This window comes from uncultured Ruegeria sp., from assembly GCF_947504215.1.
In the GTDB taxonomy this organism is placed as follows: domain Bacteria; phylum Pseudomonadota; class Alphaproteobacteria; order Rhodobacterales; family Rhodobacteraceae; genus Ruegeria.
The window spans coordinates 129,636-151,720 of record NZ_CANNGO010000003.1 but is presented as its reverse complement, the minus strand read 5'-3'; the positions used below and the strand labels follow the sequence as shown (position 1 = coordinate 151,720).

Sequence of the window (22,085 nt, the reverse complement as noted above, 5' to 3'; positions counted from 1 at the left end):
TACCAAAGTCCCGCGGCGTGGTTGCCATTGCCGTCGCAATCGCTGCGGCGACACATAGCCTGGCGCTTATAGATTATTCGCCCGAAGAAACAGCGGAAGTCGAGGGTGGCAGAGTGGTAACAGCCGCTGCGCTGGGATCCACATTCAAAGACTTTGTTGCGGGAACCAATGCACCTGCGCCCGCCAAAACCCGCCAAAAATCAGCCGTGCCGCACCAGTTTCAGCCCCAGGCCAGCCCTACCTTGCAGCAGCGAGCGACGACGCCGCCGACGCTCAACCCGATCCCAGCCGGAACTGCAGCCGCATTCACGAGAACAGCTGTTCAAACACCACGGAAGCCTGCAGAAACTGAAACTGCAAAAACGCAAGTTGATGTTGCATCGAGTCCGCCGATCATGGATGCCCAACGGCCTCGGCCGGAGAAACAGACAACCAATCAAACTGCGACACCAAAAGGAAACGCCAAGCAAAGCGAAAGAAAGGGTGAGGCGACCGGGAAAACTCCCGAAGGTGCGGCGAAGGCGAAGACGTCCAAACAAGCCGTCACCGGATCCGGAAACGCCGAGGCCAGTAATTACGCCGGACGGATAAAACGCAAAATATTCCGCGCCCGGAGAAAGAGCACTAATATCCGAGGTGCCGCCCTGGTGGCTTTTCGAATAGCCGATAACGGGACGTTGCAGACAGTCAGCATCGTGCGTAGTTCGGGATCAAAAAGACTGGACCAGATCGCTCTTGCCCAAGTAAAAGCTGCAGCCCCGTTCCCACCACCGCCGGCAGCGGTGAGACGGGACTATACTTTCGAAATCATGGGACAGCGATAGCTGTTGTGTCCAAGTCAAAAAGTAGAGGTTACCGGGTCCAAACTCAGGCTGGAAGGTTTGCTCGCCTGGCAACGCCTCTTCGCCAGATCTACGCCGACAAGACCCAAGTCGGCCATTTTGCTACCCCCTTGATGGCCTCCATCTCCAAGACCTATCAGACGAAAGTTCAGGGGATGTTCGCGCCATCAGAACCAGCAACCAGTTTAGCTGTCTGCCAGCATACAACAGACTATTACGGTCACCGGCTCGGTCGATATGTGGATCAGCGCTAGCAACGCGATGTCGCCGGGCAGGGCTTACGCCCTCATAGTAGCTGCCAAGGCGCTTTCTGGCATCAGACACCTGAAATCACCGCGCCGGTGGCAAACCCAGTTGGAAGGATGTCGGAGTGGCTGAGTCAAAGTTGTTCGAAACTGAAAACAAGAGTGGGAAGAAGTCATGGGAGAGCATAAAGGACCAATAAATATACATCGCGCCCTGGCACGAGGATTTGGGTCATTGGTTTGATCCAAAGCAAGGCTTAGGATTCGGCAGCAAGATAAACTCCATAGTCGAAGCGAACCATCTGGTGGCTGACTATGAAGAAGAATTTGCGTGTATTTCTTGCTCTAGTGGCGCTCGTGATTGCGGGCGCTCTGGGGTATTCAGTGATCTCCAAAAATGGCGATCAATTGCCCGACGGGTTTGTGCAGGGCAATGGTCGGATTGAGGCGGAACAGGTCGAGATCGCGCCCACCTTAGCCGGTCGCGTAGACAGGGTCATGGCCGTTGAGGGAGGTATGGTCTCCGCCGGCGATACCCTGGCCGCAATGGATATTGATGAGCTGTCGGCGGCACTGGATCGTGCCACCGCCGAAGTGGCACTGGCGCATCAGACCAAGGCAGAGGCAGAAGCGTTGGTTGTGCAACGCCAGAGCGAACTGCGCCGGGCCGGGCAGGAGCTTGAACGCGCAACAGCGCTCTTAACCGGCCAGAACATCTCTGAAACGGTGTTCGAGGAACGCGAAACCATTCATCAGGTCGCAGTTGCAGTACTAGGTGCTGCAAAAGCCCGGGTAGCAACAGCGGAAAGTCGGATTGCCGCCGCCGAGGCTGAAGCGCGCCGTATTGAAGCGCAGATCGAAGATAGCATTTTGTTGGCTCCGATGCCCGGACGGGTGCTTTACCGGCTGGCAGAACCCGGCGAAGTTGTTGGTGCGGGTGACCCGATCCTGACCCTGCTGAGTCTTGAGAATGTGTATATGGAGGTTTTCCTCCCCGCGCGCGAAGCCGGGCTTTTGCCGATCGGTGCCGAGGCCCGCATCGTGCTCGACGCGTTACCAGATTATTCAGTTCCCGCCTACGTGAGCTTTGTCTCTCCCGAAGCGCAGTTCACACCTAAACAGGTTGAGACACTGGAAGAGCGCGAGCAGCTGGTGTTCCGCGTCCGCGTTCGCATCCCTGAGGACTTGGTTCAGAGCCGAATTGAGCATGTAAAGACGGGGCTTCGCGGTATCGCCGTAATCCAGATCGATCCCAACAGCGCATGGCCAGAAGCTTTGAAGCAGGGCATCCCGCCCGAGCTGTTCGAATGATCCCCGAAGCTGCCTCTGAGTTTCACGTAGCGGGTGTCACACACCTGTATCGAAAACATGTTGCTCTGGATTCGGTACTGCTGGACCTGCCATCCGGCCAGCTTGTCGGTTTCATCGGGCCGGATGGGGTGGGTAAATCAACGTTACTTGGCCTGATCACAGGTGCAAAGAAACTGCAGACCGGCACGATCAACGTCCTGGGTGGCTCGATAGATCATCCGGCCCATAGACGTCGCATCTGTCCCGCCATCGCCTTCATGCCTCAGGGTCTGGGTCGAAATCTTTATTCAGAATTGTCGGTGCGAGAGAACCTCGAGTTCTTCTCGGGTCTTTTTGGGCAGAGGCACGATGAGCGTGACACCCGGATCGATGCATTGTTGTCAGCGACGGGGCTGGCGCCGTTTGAAGACCGCCTGATGGGAAAGCTTTCGGGCGGGATGAAGCAAAAACTCGGCCTGTGTTGTGCGTTGATACATGATCCGAAACTGCTAGTTCTTGATGAGCCGACAACCGGGGTCGACCCATTGTCGCGCCGTCAGTTTTGGGCATTGATCGACGCGATTCGATGCGAGCATCCCAAGCTTTCGGTTCTGGTATCGACAGCTTACATGGAAGAGGCGGATAGTTTCGACTGGATAGTTGCCATGGATGCGGGTCGCGTCATCTTTCAGGGCAAGCCCGCAGCACTGAAGGGACAGTACCGAGACCTCGAGACCGCCTATCGCCAATTGCGGACGCGTGATGCACCCGGACCAGCACCGGGTCAGGCATCGGTTAGACAGATCGAGCCTGACCCGGTGATCATTGCCCGGGGACTGACGCGGCGCTTTGGCGATTTCACCGCGGTTGACAGTGTCGACTTCTCGATCAACCGCGGAGAGATATTTGGCTTCCTCGGGTCAAACGGGTGCGGCAAATCCACGACGATGAAGATGCTGACCGGCTTGCTCCCTTCTAGCTCGGGCGAGGCATTGTTATTCGGAAAGCCGGTTGACGCTCGTGATCGCAAAATGCGCCTCGAGATTGGGTATATGAGTCAGGCCTTCTCGCTGTATGGCGAATTGTCTGTTTATCAGAACCTTCAACTTCATGCCCGTGTCTTTGCGATTCCTGATCGAGAGGCTCGCATCGCGGAATTGATGGAACGCTTCGGATTGAACGCACATCACGAGGCGCTGGCAGCCGCGCTGCCTCTTGGGATCAAGCAGCGATTGTCCCTGGCTGTGGCGGTGATCCATCGCCCCAGAGTTCTTATTCTTGACGAACCCACCTCGGGTGTGGACCCAGAAGCGCGCGATACGTTTTGGGCTTTGCTGGTTGAGCTGTCGCGCGAAGAATCGGTGACTATCTTCGTTTCGACCCACTTCATGGCCGAAGCAGAGCGTTGTGACAGGGTGTCCTTCATGCATGCGGGCCGCGTTCTGGCCGAGGGGACACCAGCCGAACTGATTGCTTCTGAGGAGGCCGACAGCCTTGAGGATGCGTTCATTTCGGTTCTCGAAACCGCAGAACAACCAGCACCCGTCGTCGCGCCAAAAGTTGATGTTGGTACCAAAACCAAAGCGACCGGCGGCGGTATTGGGCGCGCGTTGACCTATACACGGCGCGAAACGATTGAGGTGGCGCGCGATCCCGTGCGTCTGGCCTTTGCGTTTCTTGGATCAGCCATTCTGATGCTGGTCTTCTGTTTTGGGATTACGCTCGACATTGATGAACTGGATTTTGCGGTTCTGGACCTATCTCAGAGCCCGGAAAGCCGGGCCTATGTAGACGAAATTGGCGGATCAACCTATTTCAGGCCGACACCACCGCTGAACAGTGCTGCTGAAGGTCGCAACCGATTGCGGGCAGGCGACGTTTCGATGGTAGTCGAATTGCCGCCTGACTTCGGCCGCAAACTGAGGACGGCTGAACCAACGGAAGTGCTAGCCACGGTGGACGGCGCTATTCCGTTCAAGGGTGAAACGGTCGAAGGTTACGTCGCGGGGCTGCACCAGACTTTTCTTGACGCACAGGCCCGTGAAAACGGTGAGCACGAAATCGAGATCGCTCGCATCGAGCCACGCTTTCGCTACAACCAGAGTTTTGAAAGTATAGCTGCAATGGCTCCGGCGATGCCTGCCATTCTGCTGATCATGCTGCCGGCCATATTGACCGCAGTCAGCGTCGCACGCGAGCGCGAGCTGGGGTCGGTGGTCAATTTCTACGTGACCCCGACCACGCGTCTAGAGTTCCTGATCGGCAAGCAAATTCCCTATATCGTGATCGCATTCTTGAATTTCCTGTTGCTGGCCGCGATGATTGTCTTTGTCTTCGATGTGCCGCTCAAAGGGGATCCTCTTCCCTTGGCGTTGGGCGTGTTTTTCTATGTCTGGGCGACAACATCTTATGGGTTGCTGATTGCGACCATGACGTCCAGTCAGGTGGCCGCGACCTTTGCAACGGCCATCGCCTCCGTGGTTCCCACGATCCAGTTTTCAGGCCTGTTGCAACCCGTTTCGACGCTTGAGCCCGGCGCCCAGATGATCGGATCGCTCTGGCCTTCATCCTATTTTTTGCATCTCAATGTTGGTGCGTTCACCAAAGGGCTGGGGTGGGAAGCCCTTGCGCCGGACATTCTGGCGCTGGCCTGCTTCGGGCCAGTGCTGACCCTGATCGCCGCGCTTTGTCTTCGCGCGCAGGAGAAGTGAATGCAGCGACTGTACAGCATATTCTGGCTGGGTCTGAAAGAAGTGATGAGCCTGCGCCGCGACTGGGTAATGATGGCATTGCTGGTCTGGTCATTCACTCTGTCGCCGGTCATGGAGGCGACGGGTGTAGCAAACTCGGTAAACAACGCCTCGATTGCGTTTGCGGATGAAGACAACTCCCCGCTGTCTCGGGCGCTTGCCACGGCTTTTTTTCCGCCTGAGTTCCAACCAGTGGTGCAGATCGAGCCGGGAAGTGGACCTACGCTGATGGACGCGGGCGAGTTCATATTTGTAGTGGCCGTACCGCCGGGCTTTGAGAAAGACCTTAGAGCAAGGCGCAAACCTGAAATACAGGTTCTGGTTGATGCCACGGCGATGGAACAGGCCGGGATCGGTGCCAATTACATCACCAACATTCTGGGAGCCGAAATTCACCGCTTTGCAATCGGGATCGATCTTGTGGCGCCGCCGGCGGTGGATGTCATCCTTAGAAGCGCTTTCAATCCAAACCGCGATACCGTGCGATTCGCTGGGATCGTCGCGCTGATCGGCCAGATCATGTGGTTGACGACCATTCTGACCGGCGCTGCGATGATCCGCGAGAGAGAACACGGGACGATCGAGCATTTGCTGGCAATGCCGCTGACCCCCTTTGACATAGCAGTGGCCAAAATCTGGGCCAATGCAGCGGTTGTGCTGGTCGCCGCCAGCCTGTCGCTGACCTTTGTCATGCAAGGCTCACTACAAATAGAAATCGCTGGGTCAAAAGGGTTGTTTCTGCTTGGTACTGCTCTGTTTCTGTTCACAGCGACGGCACTGGGGGTTTTTCTGGCGACAATCGCGCGTTCAATGGCGCAGTTTGCGCTTTTGGTCATGCTGGTTGTCCTGCCCATGCTGATGCTCTCCGGAGGCGAGACGCCGATTGAGGGTCAGCCCGACTGGTTGCAGGTTGGCACGCTGCTTTTGCCGTCCCGCCACTACATGGCGGCCAGCCAGGCGATTGTGTTCAAGGGGGCCGGGCTTGAAACTGTCTGGCCTGAATTCGCCTGGATGGCTTTGCTGGGCGCTGCCCTGTTGGCGACAAGTCTGGTTCTCTTCCGGCGGTCTGTGGCGCAATTGAGCTAAGCTGACCTCCGATATAGCCCCCAGAGAGCCGCGTGTGAGATCGTCGGAGTCAGCATTGATCTCGGTTAATGTGATTGCCTGCACCTATGGTAGAATCGTCTCACCGTCATCTTTTTAGGGAGAGTCCGTTATGCCCAATAGCTCCGCAAAACCCGAAACGCAGGAAACCTTTACTGAGGTTCTGAAATCCATGCAGGGAATGATGTCTTTGAACCCGACGATCATGCCACAGGTCGAACAGTTCTGGAGGGCGCAGGACCGTCTGCTGAATGAAGCCGAGGAGTATTCCCGTCTCTGGTTCCAACGTCGACACGAGGCGGCACGCACGGCGATCGAAACCGCGCGGGAAACCACGTCCGGCGACAAGATAGAGCCCACCAAAGCGATGCGTCAGATGGCTGAATGGCAGCGCCATTCAATCGAGCGCATGGTCGAAGATGCCCGTGAATGGTTCGAAATGGTATCGCGCTGCTCAAAGCACATCATCGAAACGGAAGCCGAAGCCACTGGTGAAAGCATGGAAGCTGCATCAAAAGTCTCGGGTAAGTCCAAAAAATAAAGGAACCCAATTCGTTTTGGACCGTCTCACTCAGGTTTGATGAACATAGCTGCCGGGTGCTCTGGGCAGCTTATCGACCCCTCTACGCTTGCCGCCCATGGGCGGGGGCGCAGTTTCGTCTGTTGAGTGATCCCTTAGCCAATCCGCCATGGCTGGCCACCATGATCCCTGTTGTACTTCGCTGGTTTCAAGCCATTCATCCGGAGGGGTATAGAGCGCGTCTGCAGCCCTGTGACCCTGTCGGTAGTGGCGGTGCTTATGTCCTGGCTCGCTCAGGATGCCGCCGTTATGGCCACCATTGGTGAGCACGAAGCTCAGTTCGCCATCAGTAAACAATCTGATCTTGTAAACCGAGCGCCATGGCGCGATGTGATCGGACTCGGTTCCCACTACAAACATCGGGACTCGGATATCTTTCAGCGCAACAACACGGCCCTCAACTGCAAACCGCCCAGCACTCAGCCGGTTTTCAAGGAACAGGCCCCGCAGATACTCGGAATGCATGCGCGCGGGCATGCGTGTTGTGTCGTTATTCCACACGGTCAGGTCGGTCGGTAGGTCGTCTTCGCCCAGGAAGTAACGCCGTACCGCCCGCGCATAGATCAGATCTTCGGCGCGGATGGTGGTAAAGGTGCGCGTCATTTGCGGTCGGTCCAAACAGCCCTGCAACCACATCAGATCCTCGACAAAAGCCACCTGACTGTCGTCGATGAAAAGCAACAGCTCGCCCGCCTCGGCAAAATCAACCTGCGCGGCCATCAGTGTAACGCTGGCCAAGCGGTCGTCACCATCGCGCTGCATCACTGCGGCGGCAATCGCCAGAAGTGTGCCACCAAGACAATAGCCATTGGCATGGATTTTCTGACCCTGGACAATTTTTTCAACGGCATCGATCGCGGCCATGATGCCCTTGAGGCGATAATCCTCGAGGCTGAGATCGGCCTGATCCGCCGTGGGATTGATCCAAGAGACCATGAAAACGGTAAACCCCTGGTCAACCAGATAGCGCACCATGGAGTTTTCCGGTGAAAGATCCAGCACATAGTACTTCATGATCCAGGCAGGCACAAAAAGGATCGGTTCTGCGTGTACTTTTTTACTGGTGGGCGTGTATTGTATCAATTCGAACAGCGTGTTGCGAAACACAACCCGACCGGGCGTTGCCGCCAGATCCTTGCCAACTTGGTAGCCTTCGGGAGCTGGCTCACGTCCCTGTGTTGCGGTGCGGGCAACATCCTCAAGAAAATGCGCGCTTCCTTCGACTAGGTTCTTACCTCTTGTCTGGATGGTGCGGCTGATAATCTCGGGGTTTGACCATGGAAAATTCGAAGGAGAGATGAGATCAAGGGCCTGACGGATCTGAAACTGGGCGCGTTCAGCATCGCGCGGCGCGATACCCGGCATCTGGTCGGTAGCTGCCTGCCACCAGTCCTGCGTGCTCAGAAAAGCTTGCTGCCAAAACGAGAATGGGGCCTTTTGCCAACCCGGTGCGCTGAAACGGTGATCCTGAGCGCGGGTTTCAAAGGGCGGTATTGCCTCGGTTCCCGCAGCCAGCTCGCTGGCATAGATCCACAGCTTAACAGCATCGCGCGCCGCACGTTCTGACAGCTCAATCTGGCGTCCGGGCGAGCGGCTGAGATGCAAGGCCCAATCCAACCATGTGGCCATGATCGAATGCGGCGAAACCCCTGCCGTGGCCCGTGCCAGTGCGGCACGCATGGCGCGGTCAAGTTTCTCATATGGATGCCCGGGGGCTTTCTGCCGGGGTTCCGAGGCAGAGGCTTGATCATCGGACGTTAGTTTGTCCGGAGACAGTTCCGTCATTTGGTTTCTCCGTTCTGGGCCCCTCGCGGGTTAGTGGCTTATGCGTCATGCCCGATGATGTGATCTCGGGCCGAACCCTTTGAGCTTTGCCCTCTCTTCACAAAACGTCCTGTTCCGTTCGCGATGAGATATCTTTGGTAGTCTTAGGCGCATCCCAGCGGCACTGGACTAAGGTTTACGGCTGGAGTTTGTCACCAAATACACGCCGGCGATCTGACCCATATCAAATACAGGCGAAAGAGGGGCGCTTAGACATGGCGTCGCTAGGCCCCCGATCGTAAGAGGGTCAGCGCCTGGGACGGTCACATCGAAAACAGTCAGTGCAGCGTTGATTAAGAAACTCAAACGTACATCGAACCGATGCTTCAGCACATTGATCGTCGCTCTCAGACTTGCCTGAAACGGAGTGTAACATGCCGGATGATCCCGGATTTCCAACCGAAGCGCTGGAACACCTACCGCATACGCAAGACAGTGCGGATACCCTAGCTGCGCTCAACACAACTGCAAACGGGCTCACGTCTGATCAAGCGGCGCGCCGCCTTGTGAAGTATGGGCGCAACGCACCACCGCCACCCCGTCGACAAAATGTGATCCTCAGGTTTCTTGCACATTTCAACAATGTTCTGATCTACGTGCTGATCGGCTCTTCTGTGGTGACGTTTCTCCTGGGGCATATGGTGGATACAGTCGTCATTTTGGCGGTTGTTCTGGCCAATGCCTGCATCGGGTTTGTGCAGGAGGGTCGCGCCGAAAAGGCGATGGAAGCGATTCACCAGATGCTAGCGCCAAAGGCCTCGGTCTTGCGCGATGGGCGACGGGTCTCAATCGACGGTTCCGAGGTTGTCCCGGGCGACATCGTTCTGCTCGAAGCAGGCGACAAGCCACCTGCCGACATACGCCTGATCGAAGCACATGGCCTGCAGGCGCAAGAGGCTATTCTGACGGGCGAGTCGGTTGCGGTAGACAAGGACGACGTGCCCTCAGCCGCAGACGCACCGCTGGGCGACCGGCGCAGCATGTTGTTTGGTGGCACCCTGATCACCGCTGGACAGGGGCGTGGTGTCGTGACTTCCACCGGAACACGGACAGAAATCGGGCGTATCAGCCGGATGCTTTCCGACGTTGAGAAGCTGACGACGCCGCTGGTGCGCCAAATGAATACTTTTGCGCGTTGGCTGACACTTCTAATTCTTGCTGTGGCTGCAATTATTCTGGCTTTCGGTTACTTCGTTGCCGAATACAGTTTCATCGATCTGTTCATGGCGGTCATTGGTTTGTCAGTCGCAGCGATTCCCGAAGGGCTTCCTGCGGTGCTGACTATTACGCTTGCAATCGGTGTTCAGTCGATGGCGAGACGAGATGCCATTGTGCGGCGCCTTCCAGCGATCGAAACCATCGGTTCGGTTTCGGTCATATGCACCGACAAGACAGGGACGCTGACCCGCAACGAAATGGTTGTTACCGATGTTGCAGCTGGCGGAAGTTACTACCGCGTTGAGGGCACGGGGTATGATCCCGTCGGGACTGTTGTCGCCGAAGGCAATGATGTGGAAGAAGTGGCATCACCTGCGCTGCAAGAACTGGCGGTGGTTGCGGCGCGCTGCAATGACGCGACGCTTGAAGAACAATCCGGGGTTTGGGGTGTCAACGGCGACCCGATGGAAGGAGCACTGTTGTGCTTCGCTGCAAAGGTTGCTGGCAGACTCGGCGCGGCAGCCGAGGGTTGGAACCGCCAATTTGTTCTGCCATTCGACTCGCAACGCCGCTTTATGGCAACGCTGGACGAGAATGAGGCCGGTGCTCGTATGGTCTTTGTCAAAGGTGCGCCTGAAACTTTGTTGTCACTGTGTAAAACCCAGTCTGACGCAAATGGGAACCCGATGCCAATCGACCCGAAGACGTGGCGTTTGGCCGAAGATCGTTTTACCTCAGAGGGATGTCGTGTGCTGGCCTTCGCCTCCCGCCCGGCCCGCGACGATGAGATGAACCTGACGCCGCCTGAGATATCGGGAGATCTGGTTTTTCTTGGTGTTGTCGGCCTCATGGATCCACCGCGAGAGAAGGTGAAACTGGCAATAGCTGACTGCCAGAATGCAGGCATAACGGTCAAAATGATCACCGGGGATCACGCCGGCACAGCCGCAGCAATCGGCAGTGACATCGGGCTTGCCCATACCAGCGGGGTTCTTACGGGTGTACAGATCGACCAGATGGATGATGCGGCGTTGTCGGTCGCCGTCCTGCAAACGGATATCTTCGCGCGCACCAACCCCGAGCATAAGTTGCGGCTTGTGAATGCACTGCAAGCCCGTGACCTGACCGTTGCCATGACGGGTGATGGTGTCAACGATGCCCCGGCGTTGAAACGTGCCGATGTCGGCATCGCCATGGGCAGAAAAGGGTCCGAAGCGGCAAAAGAAGCCGCCGATATCGTTCTTGCTGATGACAACTTTGCCACCATAGCGGCGGCGGTGCGCGAAGGGCGCACGGTGTTTGACAACATCAAAAAAGTGATTAGCTGGCTCCTTCCCACAAGCGGGGGAGAAGCGCTGGTCGTCATCGTCGCGCTTCTTTTGGGACTAACGCTTCCGGTGTCGCCGATTCAGATACTTTGGATCAATCTCATTACTGCTATCACCCTTGGCATTGCGCTCGCGTTTGAGCCGACCGAAGAAAGCACCATGCAACGCCCGCCCCGACCGCGTGATGCGCCAATCCTTGGGGGCGAACTGGTCTGGCATATTGTGCTGGTCTCAGGCCTGTTTCTGGCCGGTGTGTTCAGCATTTTCACCTACGCTTTAAAACAGGGTTATCCCCTGGAACTGGCCCAAACCCTCGCTTTGAACACATTGGTGGTGATGGAGATTTTTCATCTGTTCTTTGTGCGCAACATTTATGGCACCTCGCTGACTTGGAAAGCGATCCGGGGTACACCGATGGTCTGGCTCTGCGTGATTTCTGTCTCTGCTGCACAACTCGCGGCAACATATGTGCCGGGCCTTCAGAACATCCTCGGAACCGCCGCTGTCGGTTTCAAAGATGGGGTCTATATAATTGTCTTGGGAATGGCGCTGTTTGTTCTGCTTGAGCTAGAAAAACAACTCGCACTGACACTAGGGGCGCGGAGCTCAGCAGAGGTCTAACATGGGCCGAGTTTGCCTTTTTGATGAGTCGGTGATCCTGTTCGGCGATATTATTTAGGCATTCCCGCCTCACCAACTCTGTCGAGCCCATTCGCCAAGGGGAACTTCTTCTCAGCAAACTGGCGTACATCAATGCCCTGAAAAACATGGTGATCTGGCCCAATAGTTGGGCGACGGAGGATCAAAATGAGCAGCAAGCGACATAAGTCGGTCATCCGCTGTTGCTCTGATTCAACCTCTTAGATGGCGCGGTCAGAAACACGCAGATTTAGATGACGGCGGTTGATCCGTGTCAAAGGCAAGAGGTCGCCGGCCTGCTAGTTTGGGCGTACTTCTTACACTTTGGCTCGTTTCGAGCTTTTGCGTTCAAGCAGGTCCAAAGCGGTTGACTCCGACCATTCACAACCCGTGCGAGGCATATAAAATGTCTGACGAAACCAAACACCAAACAGCGTCGGATCAGCGCTTTTCCTCAAAATTCCCAAGCGCCTATACGATCCTGTTCCTGCTCATCGTTCTGGTCGCGGCGCTGACATGGGTCATCCCTGCCGGACAATATGAACGCATCATGAGTGAAACAGTCGGGCGCGAGATCGCGGTCGCCGGGACCTACCGAACGGTTGAGCCAAACCCTCAGGGTTTTGTCGATATCATGCTCGCGCCGATCGCCGGGTTCTACAATCCTGACAGTTATCAGGCTGGGGCTATCGACGTTGCTTTGTTCGTTTTGCTGCTGGGTGGTTTTCTGGGCGTTGTCAACGCCACCGGAGCCATCGATACTGGCATTCGCGCAGCCATGCGCAAGCTGGAGGGGCGTGAGATCTGGATGATCCCGATCCTGATGGCGCTTTTTGCTGCGGGCGGCACCACCTATGGCATGGCCGAAGAAACACTCGCGTTCTATGCCATTCTGATCCCGGTCGTGATCGCCGCGGGCTATGACGCGGTTACTGGCGTGGCAATCATACTTATCGGTGCCGGAGTAGGGGTATTGGGTTCGACCATTAACCCATTTGCCACGGTTATTGCCTCGAATGCCGCCGGAGTTCCGTTCACCGAAGGGATCGTTTTACGCTTCGTTTTGCTACTGGGCGGGCTGGCGATTTGTACGGCTTATGTCATGCGCTACGCCCGGCGGGTCAAGGCGGACCCAGGCGCGTCTATCGTGGCAAAACAACTTGACGAGCATCGCCGGATCTTCCTGCAAGATCGATCGGATACCGGTAAAGCGGCCGATGTCCTGACAGGCAACCAAAAGATCGTGCTGCTCATTTTCGCGCTGTCTTTTCTGGTCATGATCTGGGGCGTGTCGTCTCAGGGCTGGTGGATGGCTCGCATGGGCGCGCTGTTTTTTGGATCTGCAATACTGGTCGGGATTGTTGCCCGCATGGGCGAAAAGGCTTTGACTGGCCATTTCGTCGACGGCGCGCGCGACTTGCTGGGCGTTGCGCTGATCATAGGGCTGGCGCGCGGCATCGTGGTCGTTATGGAACAGGGGCTGATCGCTGACACGATCCTGCACAGTGCCGAGCAGAGTCTGGGCGGGCTGCACAAACTGGCCTTCATCAATCTGATGATGTGGATCGAGTTTGGGATGAGCTTTTTAGTGCCTTCCACTTCTGGGCTTGCAGTGTTGTCGATGCCGATCCTCGCCCCGCTTTCGGACTTCGCCGGTGTATCGCGCGATCTGGTGGTCACTGCCTATCAGGCGGCCAGCGGGCTGGTAAACCTGATCACCCCGACCTCGGCAGTGGTGATTGGCGGGTTGGCAATCGGGCGCGTGTCTTATGACCGCTGGATCGCTTTCATCTGGCCTTTGCTGATCGTGCTTACGGTGTTTGTCATGGCCGTGCTCAGCATCGGCGCAGTTCTTTGATCTGTCGGAAAGGAGCTTTGGATATGGCCGACACGAAGCTTGGCGTTCATTCGGAAACCGGACGCCTGCGACAGGTCATCGTCTGCCGACCTGGCTTGGCGCATCGCCGTCTGACTCCCGCCAACTGTCAGGACTTGCTGTTCGACGACGTATTCTGGGTCAAGCGGGCGCAGAAAGACCACGATGCCTTTTGCGAACTGATGCGTGGCGAAGGGGTAGAAGTGTTGGACGTGAACGATCTGCTGGCCGAGACGCTGGAGGATACGAAAGCGCGCGCCTGGGTGCTGGACCACCGGATCACCCCGCATCAGATCGGGGTCGGCATGCTGCCCGAACTGCGAGGCTGGATGAATGAGATCCCGGCAGACGTATTGGCGAGACAGCTTATTGGCGGGCTGGCGGTTAACGAACTACCGTTCACGCCGACCGGCCTCTTCGGCGGATATCTGGGCCACAACGGTTTTGTTCTGCCGCCCCTGCCCAACGCACTGTTCACCCGGGACAATAGCGCCTGGATCTATGGTGGGGTCGTCGTAAACCCGATGTTCTGGCCTGCCCGGCGCCCCGAAACTCTGCTGAACACGGCGATCTACAAGTTCCATCCCAGGTTTGCTGGCCAGACGACGATCCATTGGGGCGATCCGACCCGCGATCACGGGCTTGCCACGCTTGAGGGCGGTGACATCATGCCCATTGGCAATGGCACTGTTCTTGTCGGCATGGGCGAGCGGTCGTCGCCGCAGGCCATCGGCCTGCTGGCCGAGGCGCTGTTCGACACCGGCGCGGCGCAACGGTTGCTGGCGTTCCAGATGCCGAAATCACGCGCGGCGATGCATCTCGACACGGTCTTTACCCTGTGCGGCGGCGATGTGGTGACCACGTTCAAGGAGGTGGCCGAGGCGCTGATCTGCTATGACATCCGCCCCGGTGAAAGCAAGGCCCCGCTGGAATTCCGCCGGGACACGCGCCCGATCTTCGACATCGTGGCCGAGGTGCTGGGCTACAAGCGGCTGCAACTGGTGCCCACCGGCGGCGAGACCGAGGAGGAACGCGCGCGCGAGCAGTGGAACGACGGCAATAACGTGATCGCCCTGCGCCCGGGCGTGGTGGCCGGCTATGACCGCAACGACGACACCAATGCCGCGCTCAAAGCCGCCGGGATCGAGGTGCTGGAAATGCCTGGCGCCGAGTTGGGCCGCGGTCGTGGCGGCGGTCACTGCATGACGTGCCCCACCATCCGCGACGCGGTTTGAGACCTAGAAAGGACACTGACATGGCCTATAACCTGCGCTACCGGCACTTCCTGACACTGCGTGACTTCGCGCCTGACGAGATCGCCTTTCTGCTAAAACTGGCGGCCGATCTGAAGGCCGCAAAATACGCGGGTACCGAGGTGCCGATGCTCAAAGGCAAGGACATCGCCCTGATCTTTGAAAAGGATTCCACCCGCACCCGCGTGGGGTTCGAGGTCGCAGCTTATGATCAGGGCGCTCGAGTGACTTATCTGGGTCCCACCGGCACGCATATCGGTCACAAGGAATCGGTCAAGGATACCGCCAGGGTTCTGGGTCGGGTGTATGACGCGATCGAATATCGAGGCTTCGGCCAAACCATCGTCGAGGAACTCGCCGAATACGCGGGTGTACCCGTCTATAACGGGTTGACGGATGAGTTTCACCCGACTCAGATCCTGGCTGATTTCCTGACCATGCAAGAGCACGTGGAAAAGCCGCTGCGCGAGGTGTCCTTCGCTTTTCTGGGGGATGTTGGCAACAACATGGGCGACAGCCTGATGCTGGGCGGGGCCAAGATGGGCATGGATGTGCGGTTGTGCGGCCCCAAAGCCTGCTGGCCCCACCGCGTGGTCGAGGCCGAGGCGCGGACAATCGCCGAAACCACTGGCGCGCAGATCACGTTGACCGAGGATTTGGACGAGGCCGTGAAGGGTGTTGATTTCGTCTATACCGATGTTTGGCTGTCGATGGGTGAGCCCAAGGAAAAATGGCGCGAGCGCATTGATCAGATGCTGCCCTATCAGGTCAATGCCGACGTGATCGCCAAAACCGGCAATCCTCGGGTGCGTTTCTTGCATTGCCTGCCGGCCTTTCACAACACCGAGACCGCGGTGGGAGCAGATATCAGCAAAGAGTTTGGGATCGACGCCATGGAAGTGACCGAAAAGGTGTTCGAAGGTCCGACCTCGATCGTCTTCGATCAGGCCGAGAACCGGATGCATACAATTAAGGCGGTTCTGGTCGCCACTTTGGGAGGTTGAGATGTTGGTTGTAGCGGCCTTGGGCGGCAATGCCCTTTTGAAACGCGGTGAGCCGTTGAACGCCGAGGTTCAACGCGACAACGTACGTTCCGCAATGCCGGCTCTGGCGGAAATCCTGAATGCCGGCCATCAGCTTGTCATCACCCATGGCAACGGGCCGCAGGTTGGCCTGTTGGCACTGCAGGGCGCCGCCTATGATCCAGCGACCGCCAGTCCACTTGACGTCCTCGGGGCCGAGACCGAGGGCATGATTGGCTACATGATCGAACAGGAACTGGAAAACGTGCTGGGTCACGACCGATCTGTTGCAACGTTGCTAACGCAGATCCTGGTCGACGGGCGTGATCCGGCATTCCAAAATCCGACGAAACTCGTTGGTCCGGTTTATGAGCGCGCCGAGGCCGAAGAGCGCGCCAAGGCGGCAGGTTGGAACATCGCACCCGATGGGGACAACTGGAGGCGTGTCGTTCCCTCGCCCAAGCCTCAAGAAATCCCTGATCTGCGAGTGTTGCAATTGCTGCTGGACCATAAAGTAGTTGTGATCTGTGCCGGCGGCGGCGGTATCCCAGTGATGCGACGTGATGATGGCAACCTGATCGGGATCGAGGCGGTGATCGACAAAGATGCCGCCAGTGCCATGCTTGCGCAACAGCTAGGCGCCGACGCACTGCTGCTTTTGACTGATGTGGATGCGGTTTATGAGGGGTTCGGTACGCCCGAAGCCCGCGTCATCAGAGACTTGACTCCGGACTCGGCCGGGGCTCTGAAACTGCCATCGGGGTCTATGGGTCCTAAGGTCGCGGCGGCCGCGACATTCGCCGCCAAAGGCGGTTTTTCCGGCATCGGGAAATTGACAGATGCATTTGCCATTCTCGAAAATCGGGCCGGCACTTGTATCTCGGGTGTGGGATGACGGTCGCAATGGTGCGACGTTCATTTGCCAAACCAATCCTAAGCATATCTGTCGCAAGCTTTGCGCTCAGATAGGTTGGATTGTGTACTCGATCTGGCGGAGCCCGCAGTATTGTAGTGATGTTGGAAGGATTGTTCGCTTATCGTAAATGACATTAGTTTTCAGAAAGGCCCCTGAAAAGAAGCCGCTAGTAAAACCGTCCCGTGATGACTTCTTGGGTGATGTTCTGAGGGTATATCTTAGGTTATTGTACAAAGATCATTCGAGGTTCGCATTGACGAGTAACTCTGGGCACTAGCCACACCGCTTTCGATTTCCATGCTCGAAAGACTGACAAATACATATTCTCGGCACGCAGATATCGCTACCTCTCCGTACGCTAGGCCGTACGATTTCGGAAGACGCCGCGTTTTAGGTCGCTTGCTTCCCAATATTTCATCCTCTGCTTCCTAGCCTTGGGGTCGGACCAATTCAGTGGGGGAGGATCGTTGCCATTCGGATCAAGGGCATCTGGCTAGCAACGTCAAATCTCAATCGCGACTATGACTAGCGGATCGAAGTGATGAGCACACACAATTGACTGGCGACAACACCCTCAGCAATGCTCTTGACCAATCTAATACTGTTGGCAGTTCTCAAATCCATAGGTTTTCATCTCAGAAAACTACCTGGAAACAAGCCTGACAAAAATCTGCATATCAAATCCACAGAACGTTCACGCGAAAATCCAGCCATATCAGTCAGATAATTCACCCACATGCCCTCTAGAAGGGCCAACGTTCCGCTTGTTGCATCTTCCGCGTGATTTGGGGGATAGCACCCTACCTTTTCAAGCTCGTCAAATGCCTGGCGCAGTGTGGACACCAATCTCTCGTCTTGAGTGCTACTATAGCGGGCAATCCCAGGGTGTGAGCTTGAGATGCCCCGGAAGGCGTGCCAAATTTTCGTACTTCGCGGGTTGAGCAAGCTTTCAGATAAATCAGCCTCGATAACAGCCAATACCCGATCTTCGGGCGACGCATTCGGACCAAGATCGGTCATTCGATCCATTTCCGCATAGTACTGCTCACTGAACTGCTGGGCCGCAACTGTCAGCAAATTGTCCTTTCCGCCAAAGTGCAAATGGATCATTCCGCGGGACAGGCCCGCGCGCTCGATAATCCGACTTACCGAGGTATCGGTGATTCCAATTTCAGCGATTGTATCCAGTGTTGCCTTAATCAACGCCTGCTTTTTCGCCGCCGGATCTCGCTTTGAAGCGGGCTTTTCTCGAAGTTCCTCGGGGAGCTTATCTTTTATTGTCATGCACTTAAATTTTCGGTTCTCGATTACTCAAGAGGAAGATTGACACAAAAGCCCCCTTCGGTGCAACAATTAATGGACGATCGTCCATTAGTGATGATCGCGCGACCGGAAAGGGAGGGTCGGTGATTTTGAGAAGTGATGCTGCCAAAGGCTATAGCCTCAGCGCGCCCGCCACGATTTACGTGGGCTTTCTGGTGGCTGCACCTTTGGCGATATTGATCGCCTATTCTTTCTGGACGCAGACCTACGTCACGCTCGACAAAAGCTTGACACTGAAGAACTACCGCGAAGCTTTGACCGACCCCCTGGTTCAGCACCTCATGCTGCGCTCGATCTGGATCGCTGGGGCCGTCACCATTGTTACCGTCGCGCTCGCGTATCCTATCGCTTACTTCATCGCGATGAAGGCACACAAAAAGACCATCTGGCTTTTGCTGATCACCATTCCCTTCTGGTCCAGCTATCTCCTGCGCGTCTTTGCATGGAAGCTCATCCTTGGCTTCAATGGCGTGATGAACTCAGCCTTGCTGGGGCTCGGGCTAATCAATGAACCCCTGAGTTTCCTTCTCTACAACGAGTTCGCAGTGGTCTTGACTCTTGCTCATGCATGGGCGCCTTTCGCGATTTTGCCGATCTATGTGAGCTTGCAAAAGATCGACCCGAGCCTTTTGGAAGCTGCTACTGACCTAGGCAATAACGCTTTTCAACGCTTCATGCGGGTGACTTTGCCGCTGACGATCCCCGGGATCATCGCCGCCTGCCTGATCATCTTCATCCCAACTGTTGGCGATTATGTTACCCCCGCTTTGGTGGGCGGTAGTGACGGCAAGATGATCGCAAACCTCATTCAGGTACAGTTTGGCGCGGCCAATAACTGGCCACTTGGAGCAACGCTCTCGCTTATGGCCATGCTCTCCGTAGGCTTTGTCGCCATCGTCTTCGTCATCACCGGAAACCGTTTGGGAAGGCGCATAAGATGAAACGCCCTTCAACCCTCACTGGTTATGCCCTCCTTTATCTGGCATTTCTCTATCTGCCCGTTCTCTTCCTGCCGCTGTTTTCCTTCAATTCTGGTACTATTGTTGCATTCCCGATCAAGGGTTGGACGCTGGACTGGTACCGAAAACTGGGTGAACAGGACACGCTTATTCAAGCGCTGTGGAATTCTATCGGCGTCGGCTTTGTTGCCGCGCTGCTCTCCACCGCCATAGGCCTATTCGCCGCTCGCGCATTCGTACGCTACCGTTTCAAAGGCCAGCGCGCAGCGGAGGGCTTGGTCATGCTGCCCCTCGTCATTCCCGGCATCATCGTCGCATCTTCAATGCTGGTTCTGTTCTTATTCCTGGGCCTCAAACCGTCTCTTGTAACAGTGGCGCTTGGCCACATTTTCCTGGCGTTGCCTTTCGCTGTCTCAATCCTAAAATCCGCCTTCGACGACTTCGACGCCTCACTGGAGGAAGCCTCATACGACCTAGGCGTTGGCGTTTTCGAAACCTTTCGGCGCGTGACGCTTCCGGTCGTCGCCCCAGGGATTATCGCCAGCATTCTTGTGACCTTCACTGTCAGCTTTGATGAGTTCGTCCTGGCCTTCTTCCTATCCGGCAACCAACCAACTCTGCCGGTCTATATTTGGAGCCAAATCCGCTTCCCGGCCAAACTCCCGAACGTTCTGGCGCTTGGTTCGATTCTCCTCTTCACATCGGTACTGCTTCTCGTTTTGGCCGAATATTTCCGCCGCCGCTCCTCCGGGAAAGGAACCTGATGATCGAAAAAAATATCATAGAACTTTCCGGGGTCGAGAAACGCTACGGCAGCTTTGCAGCAGCATCGGGTATCAATCTGGACCTGAAGGAAGGTGAATTCTTCTCACTCCTCGGGCCATCAGGCTGCGGTAAGACCACTGTACTTCGCATGATCGCCGGATTTCAGGACCCAACCCAAGGCACTGTCACAATCGACGGACGAAACATGGAAGGGGTCCCCGCAAACAACCGCCCCACCAACATGGTCTTTCAAAGCTACGCTATCTTCCCGCATCTGAATGTTGGAAACAACGTAGCCTATGGTCTTCGCGGGCGCGCCCCGAAAGCCGAAATCGAAAACCGAGTGGCGGAAGCGCTGGAGATGGTCGAACTTGGCGGGCTGCAGTTGCGTGGCGCGAATGAGCTTTCCGGAGGGCAACGCCAGCGCGTAGCGCTTGCGCGCGCGCTCATCATGCGGCCCAAGGTGCTCTTGCTCGACGAACCGCTTTCAGCGCTTGATAAAAAGCTGCGCGAACAAATGCAGTTTGAAATGCGCAACTTACAGCAGTCGCTCGGGATCACGTTCGTGATGGTCACTCACGACCAATACGAAGCAATGACAATGTCCGACCGCATTGGTGTCATGTTCAACGGGCGCTTGGCGCAGGTCGACACCCCCGCTTCACTTTATGCACGCCCATGTGACGAAGAGGTGGCGAGTTTTATTGGTGAAATGAACATCCTTCCCGCTTCAGTCGCCGGCGAATCAGACAATGCTCTCTCAGTCAATGTTGCTGCATTTGGAAACATGCAGATCGACCGCAATCCCAACGTCACGAACCCGGGCAAAGGCATTATCATCGGTATCCGACCTGAGCAGCTGGAGATCAAATCCGAAAAGCCCGAGGATTACCCCGCGACGGTACAAGGCAAGGTCATCAACGTCGCCTTCTATGGCGAGAACATTCACTATCACGTCACGGTCGATGGCCATGACAAACCAATCGCTGTTTCTGTTCCCAACTACTTTCACACCGTCGATTTCAATCGTGGCGACACGGTTTGGCTGGGCTTGCAAGCTGCTAGTGCAATCGACCTTGGCCGCGGCAAATGAATACAACCAACAGGAGGAAAAAATGAAACTTCAAAGAATTGCGGCGTTTGCGTTTGCAACCGTCACCAGTGCTGGCAGTGTTAGCGCTGGTGGCGCTGATCTAAGCGTATTTGACTGGTCGGGTTATGAAGACCCGGGTTTTTTCGCAAACTACATGGCGAAACATGGGAATGAAGCGCCAAGCTATTCTTACTTTGGCAGCCAGGAAGAGGCATTCACCAAACTGATGTCCGGCTTCACAGCAGACCTGGCACACCCCTGCTCGGACGCCGTGCGCAAATGGGTGGCAGCGGACCTGATCCAGCCCTTGGACGAAAGCAGGCTGACCAACTGGGCGGACATGTTGCCCGAAATCAAGGAGGTCGACGGCATTGTCATAGACGGCAACCTGTACATGTTGCCTTTTGAATGGGGTAACACCGGATTGATCTATCGCACCGATAAAATCTCAGGCGATGATATCTCGCTGCAGCTTTTGTCGGACCCGGCCTATGCAGGAAAAATCTCGATCCCAGACGCGGCCTCATCCGCCTATGCTTTAGCCTCGCTCGCAACCGGCAACGCTGACAACTATACCAACCTGACCGATGCACAGTTCAAGGAAGCCTCCGACTTCCTGCGTGCAATCCACCCCAATATGCGCTTCTACTGGTCCGATGCAGGTCAGTTGGACCAGGCAATGACCAGTGGTGAGATTGAGATGGGCTGGGCCTGGAACCAATCGGAACTGAACCTGATCTGGAACGAAGTGCCCGCTGCCATGATGCGTGATGTAGACAAGGGCATTGCTACGTGGGTTTGCGGGTATGTACATCTGAAGTCCTCGACCACAGATGAAGAGCAGATTTATGACCTGTTGAACGCCCTGTCCGAACCAGGCTCTGGTCAGTACATCATCGAGAATTGGGGTTATCCCCATGCCAATGCAAGAGCGTTTGAAATTGCCGATCAAGCCAGCATTGAGGCCTATGGTTTTGCCGATCCAAAAAGCTTCTTTGAAGGCAGCTTGTTCTTTGATGCTGTGAACCCTGAACTGGAAGCCAAGATGTTGGCCGAGTTCGAGCGGATCAAAGCAGGTTTCTAGACAGCAAATCGGCCGGGGCTACGGCCCGGGCCCT

At 56.2% G+C, this 22,085-nt stretch carries 16 protein-coding genes; 14 read left to right on the top strand and 2 right to left on the bottom strand.

Features of this window, described 5'->3' with window-relative positions; translation table 11 throughout:
* The first annotated feature begins 17 nt into the window (after positions 1-17).
* The 5 genes from Q1B21_RS07815 (at position 18) to Q1B21_RS07795 (ending at position 6,772) form a co-directional block, all read left to right on the top strand.
* Positions 18-824 carry an energy transducer TonB gene (locus Q1B21_RS07815; RefSeq protein ID WP_299887946.1) on the top strand — a complete coding sequence of 269 codons (807 nt, stop codon included), beginning with the start codon at positions 18-20 and terminating at the stop codon, positions 822-824.
* 578 nt (positions 825-1,402) lie between these two features.
* Complete coding sequence (locus Q1B21_RS07810; RefSeq protein ID WP_299887943.1) at positions 1,403-2,398, top strand: HlyD family efflux transporter periplasmic adaptor subunit; 996 nt, start codon at positions 1,403-1,405, stop codon at positions 2,396-2,398.
* A complete protein-coding gene (gene rbbA, locus Q1B21_RS07805; protein ID WP_299887940.1) occupies positions 2,395-5,088 on the top strand; it encodes a ribosome-associated ATPase/putative transporter RbbA in 2,694 nt (897 codons plus the stop codon). The genes Q1B21_RS07810 and rbbA overlap by 4 nt, the downstream gene beginning before the upstream one ends.
* Positions 5,089-6,213 (top strand): ABC transporter permease, encoded by a 1,125-nt coding sequence (locus tag Q1B21_RS07800; RefSeq protein ID WP_299887937.1) that lies wholly within the window; start codon positions 5,089-5,091, stop codon positions 6,211-6,213.
* A gap of 130 nt (positions 6,214-6,343) precedes the next feature.
* On the top strand, positions 6,344-6,772 hold the full coding sequence (locus tag Q1B21_RS07795) for a phasin family protein (protein ID WP_299887934.1): 429 nt from the start codon (positions 6,344-6,346) through the stop codon (positions 6,770-6,772).
* Between the two features lie 30 nt (positions 6,773-6,802).
* Here Q1B21_RS07795 and Q1B21_RS07790 read toward each other — a convergent pair whose 3' ends face one another.
* Entirely contained in the window at positions 6,803-8,596 is a 1,794-nt protein-coding gene (locus tag Q1B21_RS07790) for an alpha/beta fold hydrolase (RefSeq protein ID WP_299887931.1), read from the bottom strand.
* A gap of 413 nt (positions 8,597-9,009) precedes the next feature.
* On the opposite strand from Q1B21_RS07790, the gene Q1B21_RS07785 reads away from it, so the two are divergent.
* From Q1B21_RS07785 to arcC, 5 genes are all read left to right on the top strand, one after another.
* A complete protein-coding gene (locus Q1B21_RS07785; RefSeq protein ID WP_299887928.1) occupies positions 9,010-11,742 on the top strand; it encodes a cation-transporting P-type ATPase in 2,733 nt (910 codons plus the stop codon).
* 424 nt (positions 11,743-12,166) lie between these two features.
* Positions 12,167-13,618: a YfcC family protein gene (locus Q1B21_RS07780; protein WP_299887926.1), complete on the top strand. Its 1,452-nt coding sequence runs from the start codon at positions 12,167-12,169 to the stop codon at positions 13,616-13,618.
* Positions 13,619-13,641: 23 nt separating this feature from the next.
* Positions 13,642-14,871 (top strand): arginine deiminase, encoded by a 1,230-nt coding sequence (locus Q1B21_RS07775; RefSeq protein ID WP_299887923.1) that lies wholly within the window; start codon positions 13,642-13,644, stop codon positions 14,869-14,871.
* Between the two features lie 20 nt (positions 14,872-14,891).
* Positions 14,892-15,893: an ornithine carbamoyltransferase gene (gene argF, locus Q1B21_RS07770; protein WP_299887920.1), complete on the top strand. Its 1,002-nt coding sequence runs from the start codon at positions 14,892-14,894 to the stop codon at positions 15,891-15,893.
* A gap of 1 nt (position 15,894) precedes the next feature.
* Positions 15,895-16,806 (top strand): carbamate kinase, encoded by a 912-nt coding sequence (arcC, locus tag Q1B21_RS07765; protein WP_299887917.1) that lies wholly within the window; start codon positions 15,895-15,897, stop codon positions 16,804-16,806.
* A 651-nt stretch (positions 16,807-17,457) separates the two neighbouring features.
* On the opposite strand, the gene Q1B21_RS07760 is transcribed toward arcC, so the two are convergent.
* Complete coding sequence (locus Q1B21_RS07760) at positions 17,458-18,111, bottom strand: TetR family transcriptional regulator C-terminal domain-containing protein (RefSeq protein WP_299887914.1); 654 nt, start codon at positions 18,109-18,111, stop codon at positions 17,458-17,460.
* 122 nt (positions 18,112-18,233) lie between these two features.
* Here Q1B21_RS07760 and Q1B21_RS07755 point away from each other — a divergent pair, with 122 nt between their 5' ends.
* From Q1B21_RS07755 to Q1B21_RS07740, 4 genes are read left to right on the top strand one after another with little or no spacing between them, the layout of a single operon-like run.
* The gene (locus Q1B21_RS07755) at positions 18,234-19,091 is read left to right on the top strand and encodes an ABC transporter permease (RefSeq protein ID WP_299887911.1); all 858 of its coding nucleotides are present in this window, start codon (positions 18,234-18,236) and stop codon (positions 19,089-19,091) included.
* Positions 19,088-19,873, top strand: a complete 786-nt coding sequence (locus tag Q1B21_RS07750) for an ABC transporter permease (RefSeq protein ID WP_299081892.1) — start codon at positions 19,088-19,090, stop codon at positions 19,871-19,873. Before Q1B21_RS07755 ends, Q1B21_RS07750 begins: the two co-directional genes overlap by 4 nt.
* Positions 19,873-20,967, top strand: a complete 1,095-nt coding sequence (locus tag Q1B21_RS07745) for an ABC transporter ATP-binding protein (protein WP_299887909.1) — start codon at positions 19,873-19,875, stop codon at positions 20,965-20,967. The genes Q1B21_RS07750 and Q1B21_RS07745 overlap by 1 nt, the downstream gene beginning before the upstream one ends.
* A 22-nt stretch (positions 20,968-20,989) precedes the next feature.
* Positions 20,990-22,051, top strand: a complete 1,062-nt coding sequence (locus Q1B21_RS07740) for an extracellular solute-binding protein (RefSeq protein WP_299887907.1) — start codon at positions 20,990-20,992, stop codon at positions 22,049-22,051.
* Positions 22,052-22,085: the final 34 nt, after the last annotated feature.

Bases quoted from the DNA above. Each gene is read 5' to 3' on its own strand.
- Q1B21_RS07785 (WP_299887928.1), top strand. From the start codon at position 9,010: ATGCCGGATGATCCCGGATTTCCAACCGAAGCGCTGGAACACCTACCG.
- rbbA (WP_299887940.1), top strand. From the start codon at position 2,395: ATGATCCCCGAAGCTGCCTCTGAGTTTCACGTAGCGGGTGTCACACAC.
- Q1B21_RS07790 (WP_299887931.1), bottom strand. From the start codon at position 8,596: ATGACGGAACTGTCTCCGGACAAACTAACGTCCGATGATCAAGCCTCT.
- Q1B21_RS07810 (WP_299887943.1), top strand. From the start codon at position 1,403: ATGAAGAAGAATTTGCGTGTATTTCTTGCTCTAGTGGCGCTCGTGATT.
- argF (WP_299887920.1), top strand. From the start codon at position 14,892: ATGGCCTATAACCTGCGCTACCGGCACTTCCTGACACTGCGTGACTTC.
- Q1B21_RS07795 (WP_299887934.1), top strand. From the start codon at position 6,344: ATGCCCAATAGCTCCGCAAAACCCGAAACGCAGGAAACCTTTACTGAG.
- Q1B21_RS07775 (WP_299887923.1), top strand. From the start codon at position 13,642: ATGGCCGACACGAAGCTTGGCGTTCATTCGGAAACCGGACGCCTGCGA.
- Q1B21_RS07760 (WP_299887914.1), bottom strand. From the start codon at position 18,111: ATGACAATAAAAGATAAGCTCCCCGAGGAACTTCGAGAAAAGCCCGCT.
- Q1B21_RS07740 (WP_299887907.1), top strand. From the start codon at position 20,990: ATGAAACTTCAAAGAATTGCGGCGTTTGCGTTTGCAACCGTCACCAGT.
- Q1B21_RS07800 (WP_299887937.1), top strand. From the start codon at position 5,089: ATGCAGCGACTGTACAGCATATTCTGGCTGGGTCTGAAAGAAGTGATG.
- arcC (WP_299887917.1), top strand. From the start codon at position 15,895: ATGTTGGTTGTAGCGGCCTTGGGCGGCAATGCCCTTTTGAAACGCGGT.
- Q1B21_RS07750 (WP_299081892.1), top strand. From the start codon at position 19,088: ATGAAACGCCCTTCAACCCTCACTGGTTATGCCCTCCTTTATCTGGCA.
- Q1B21_RS07780 (WP_299887926.1), top strand. From the start codon at position 12,167: ATGTCTGACGAAACCAAACACCAAACAGCGTCGGATCAGCGCTTTTCC.
- Q1B21_RS07745 (WP_299887909.1), top strand. From the start codon at position 19,873: ATGATCGAAAAAAATATCATAGAACTTTCCGGGGTCGAGAAACGCTAC.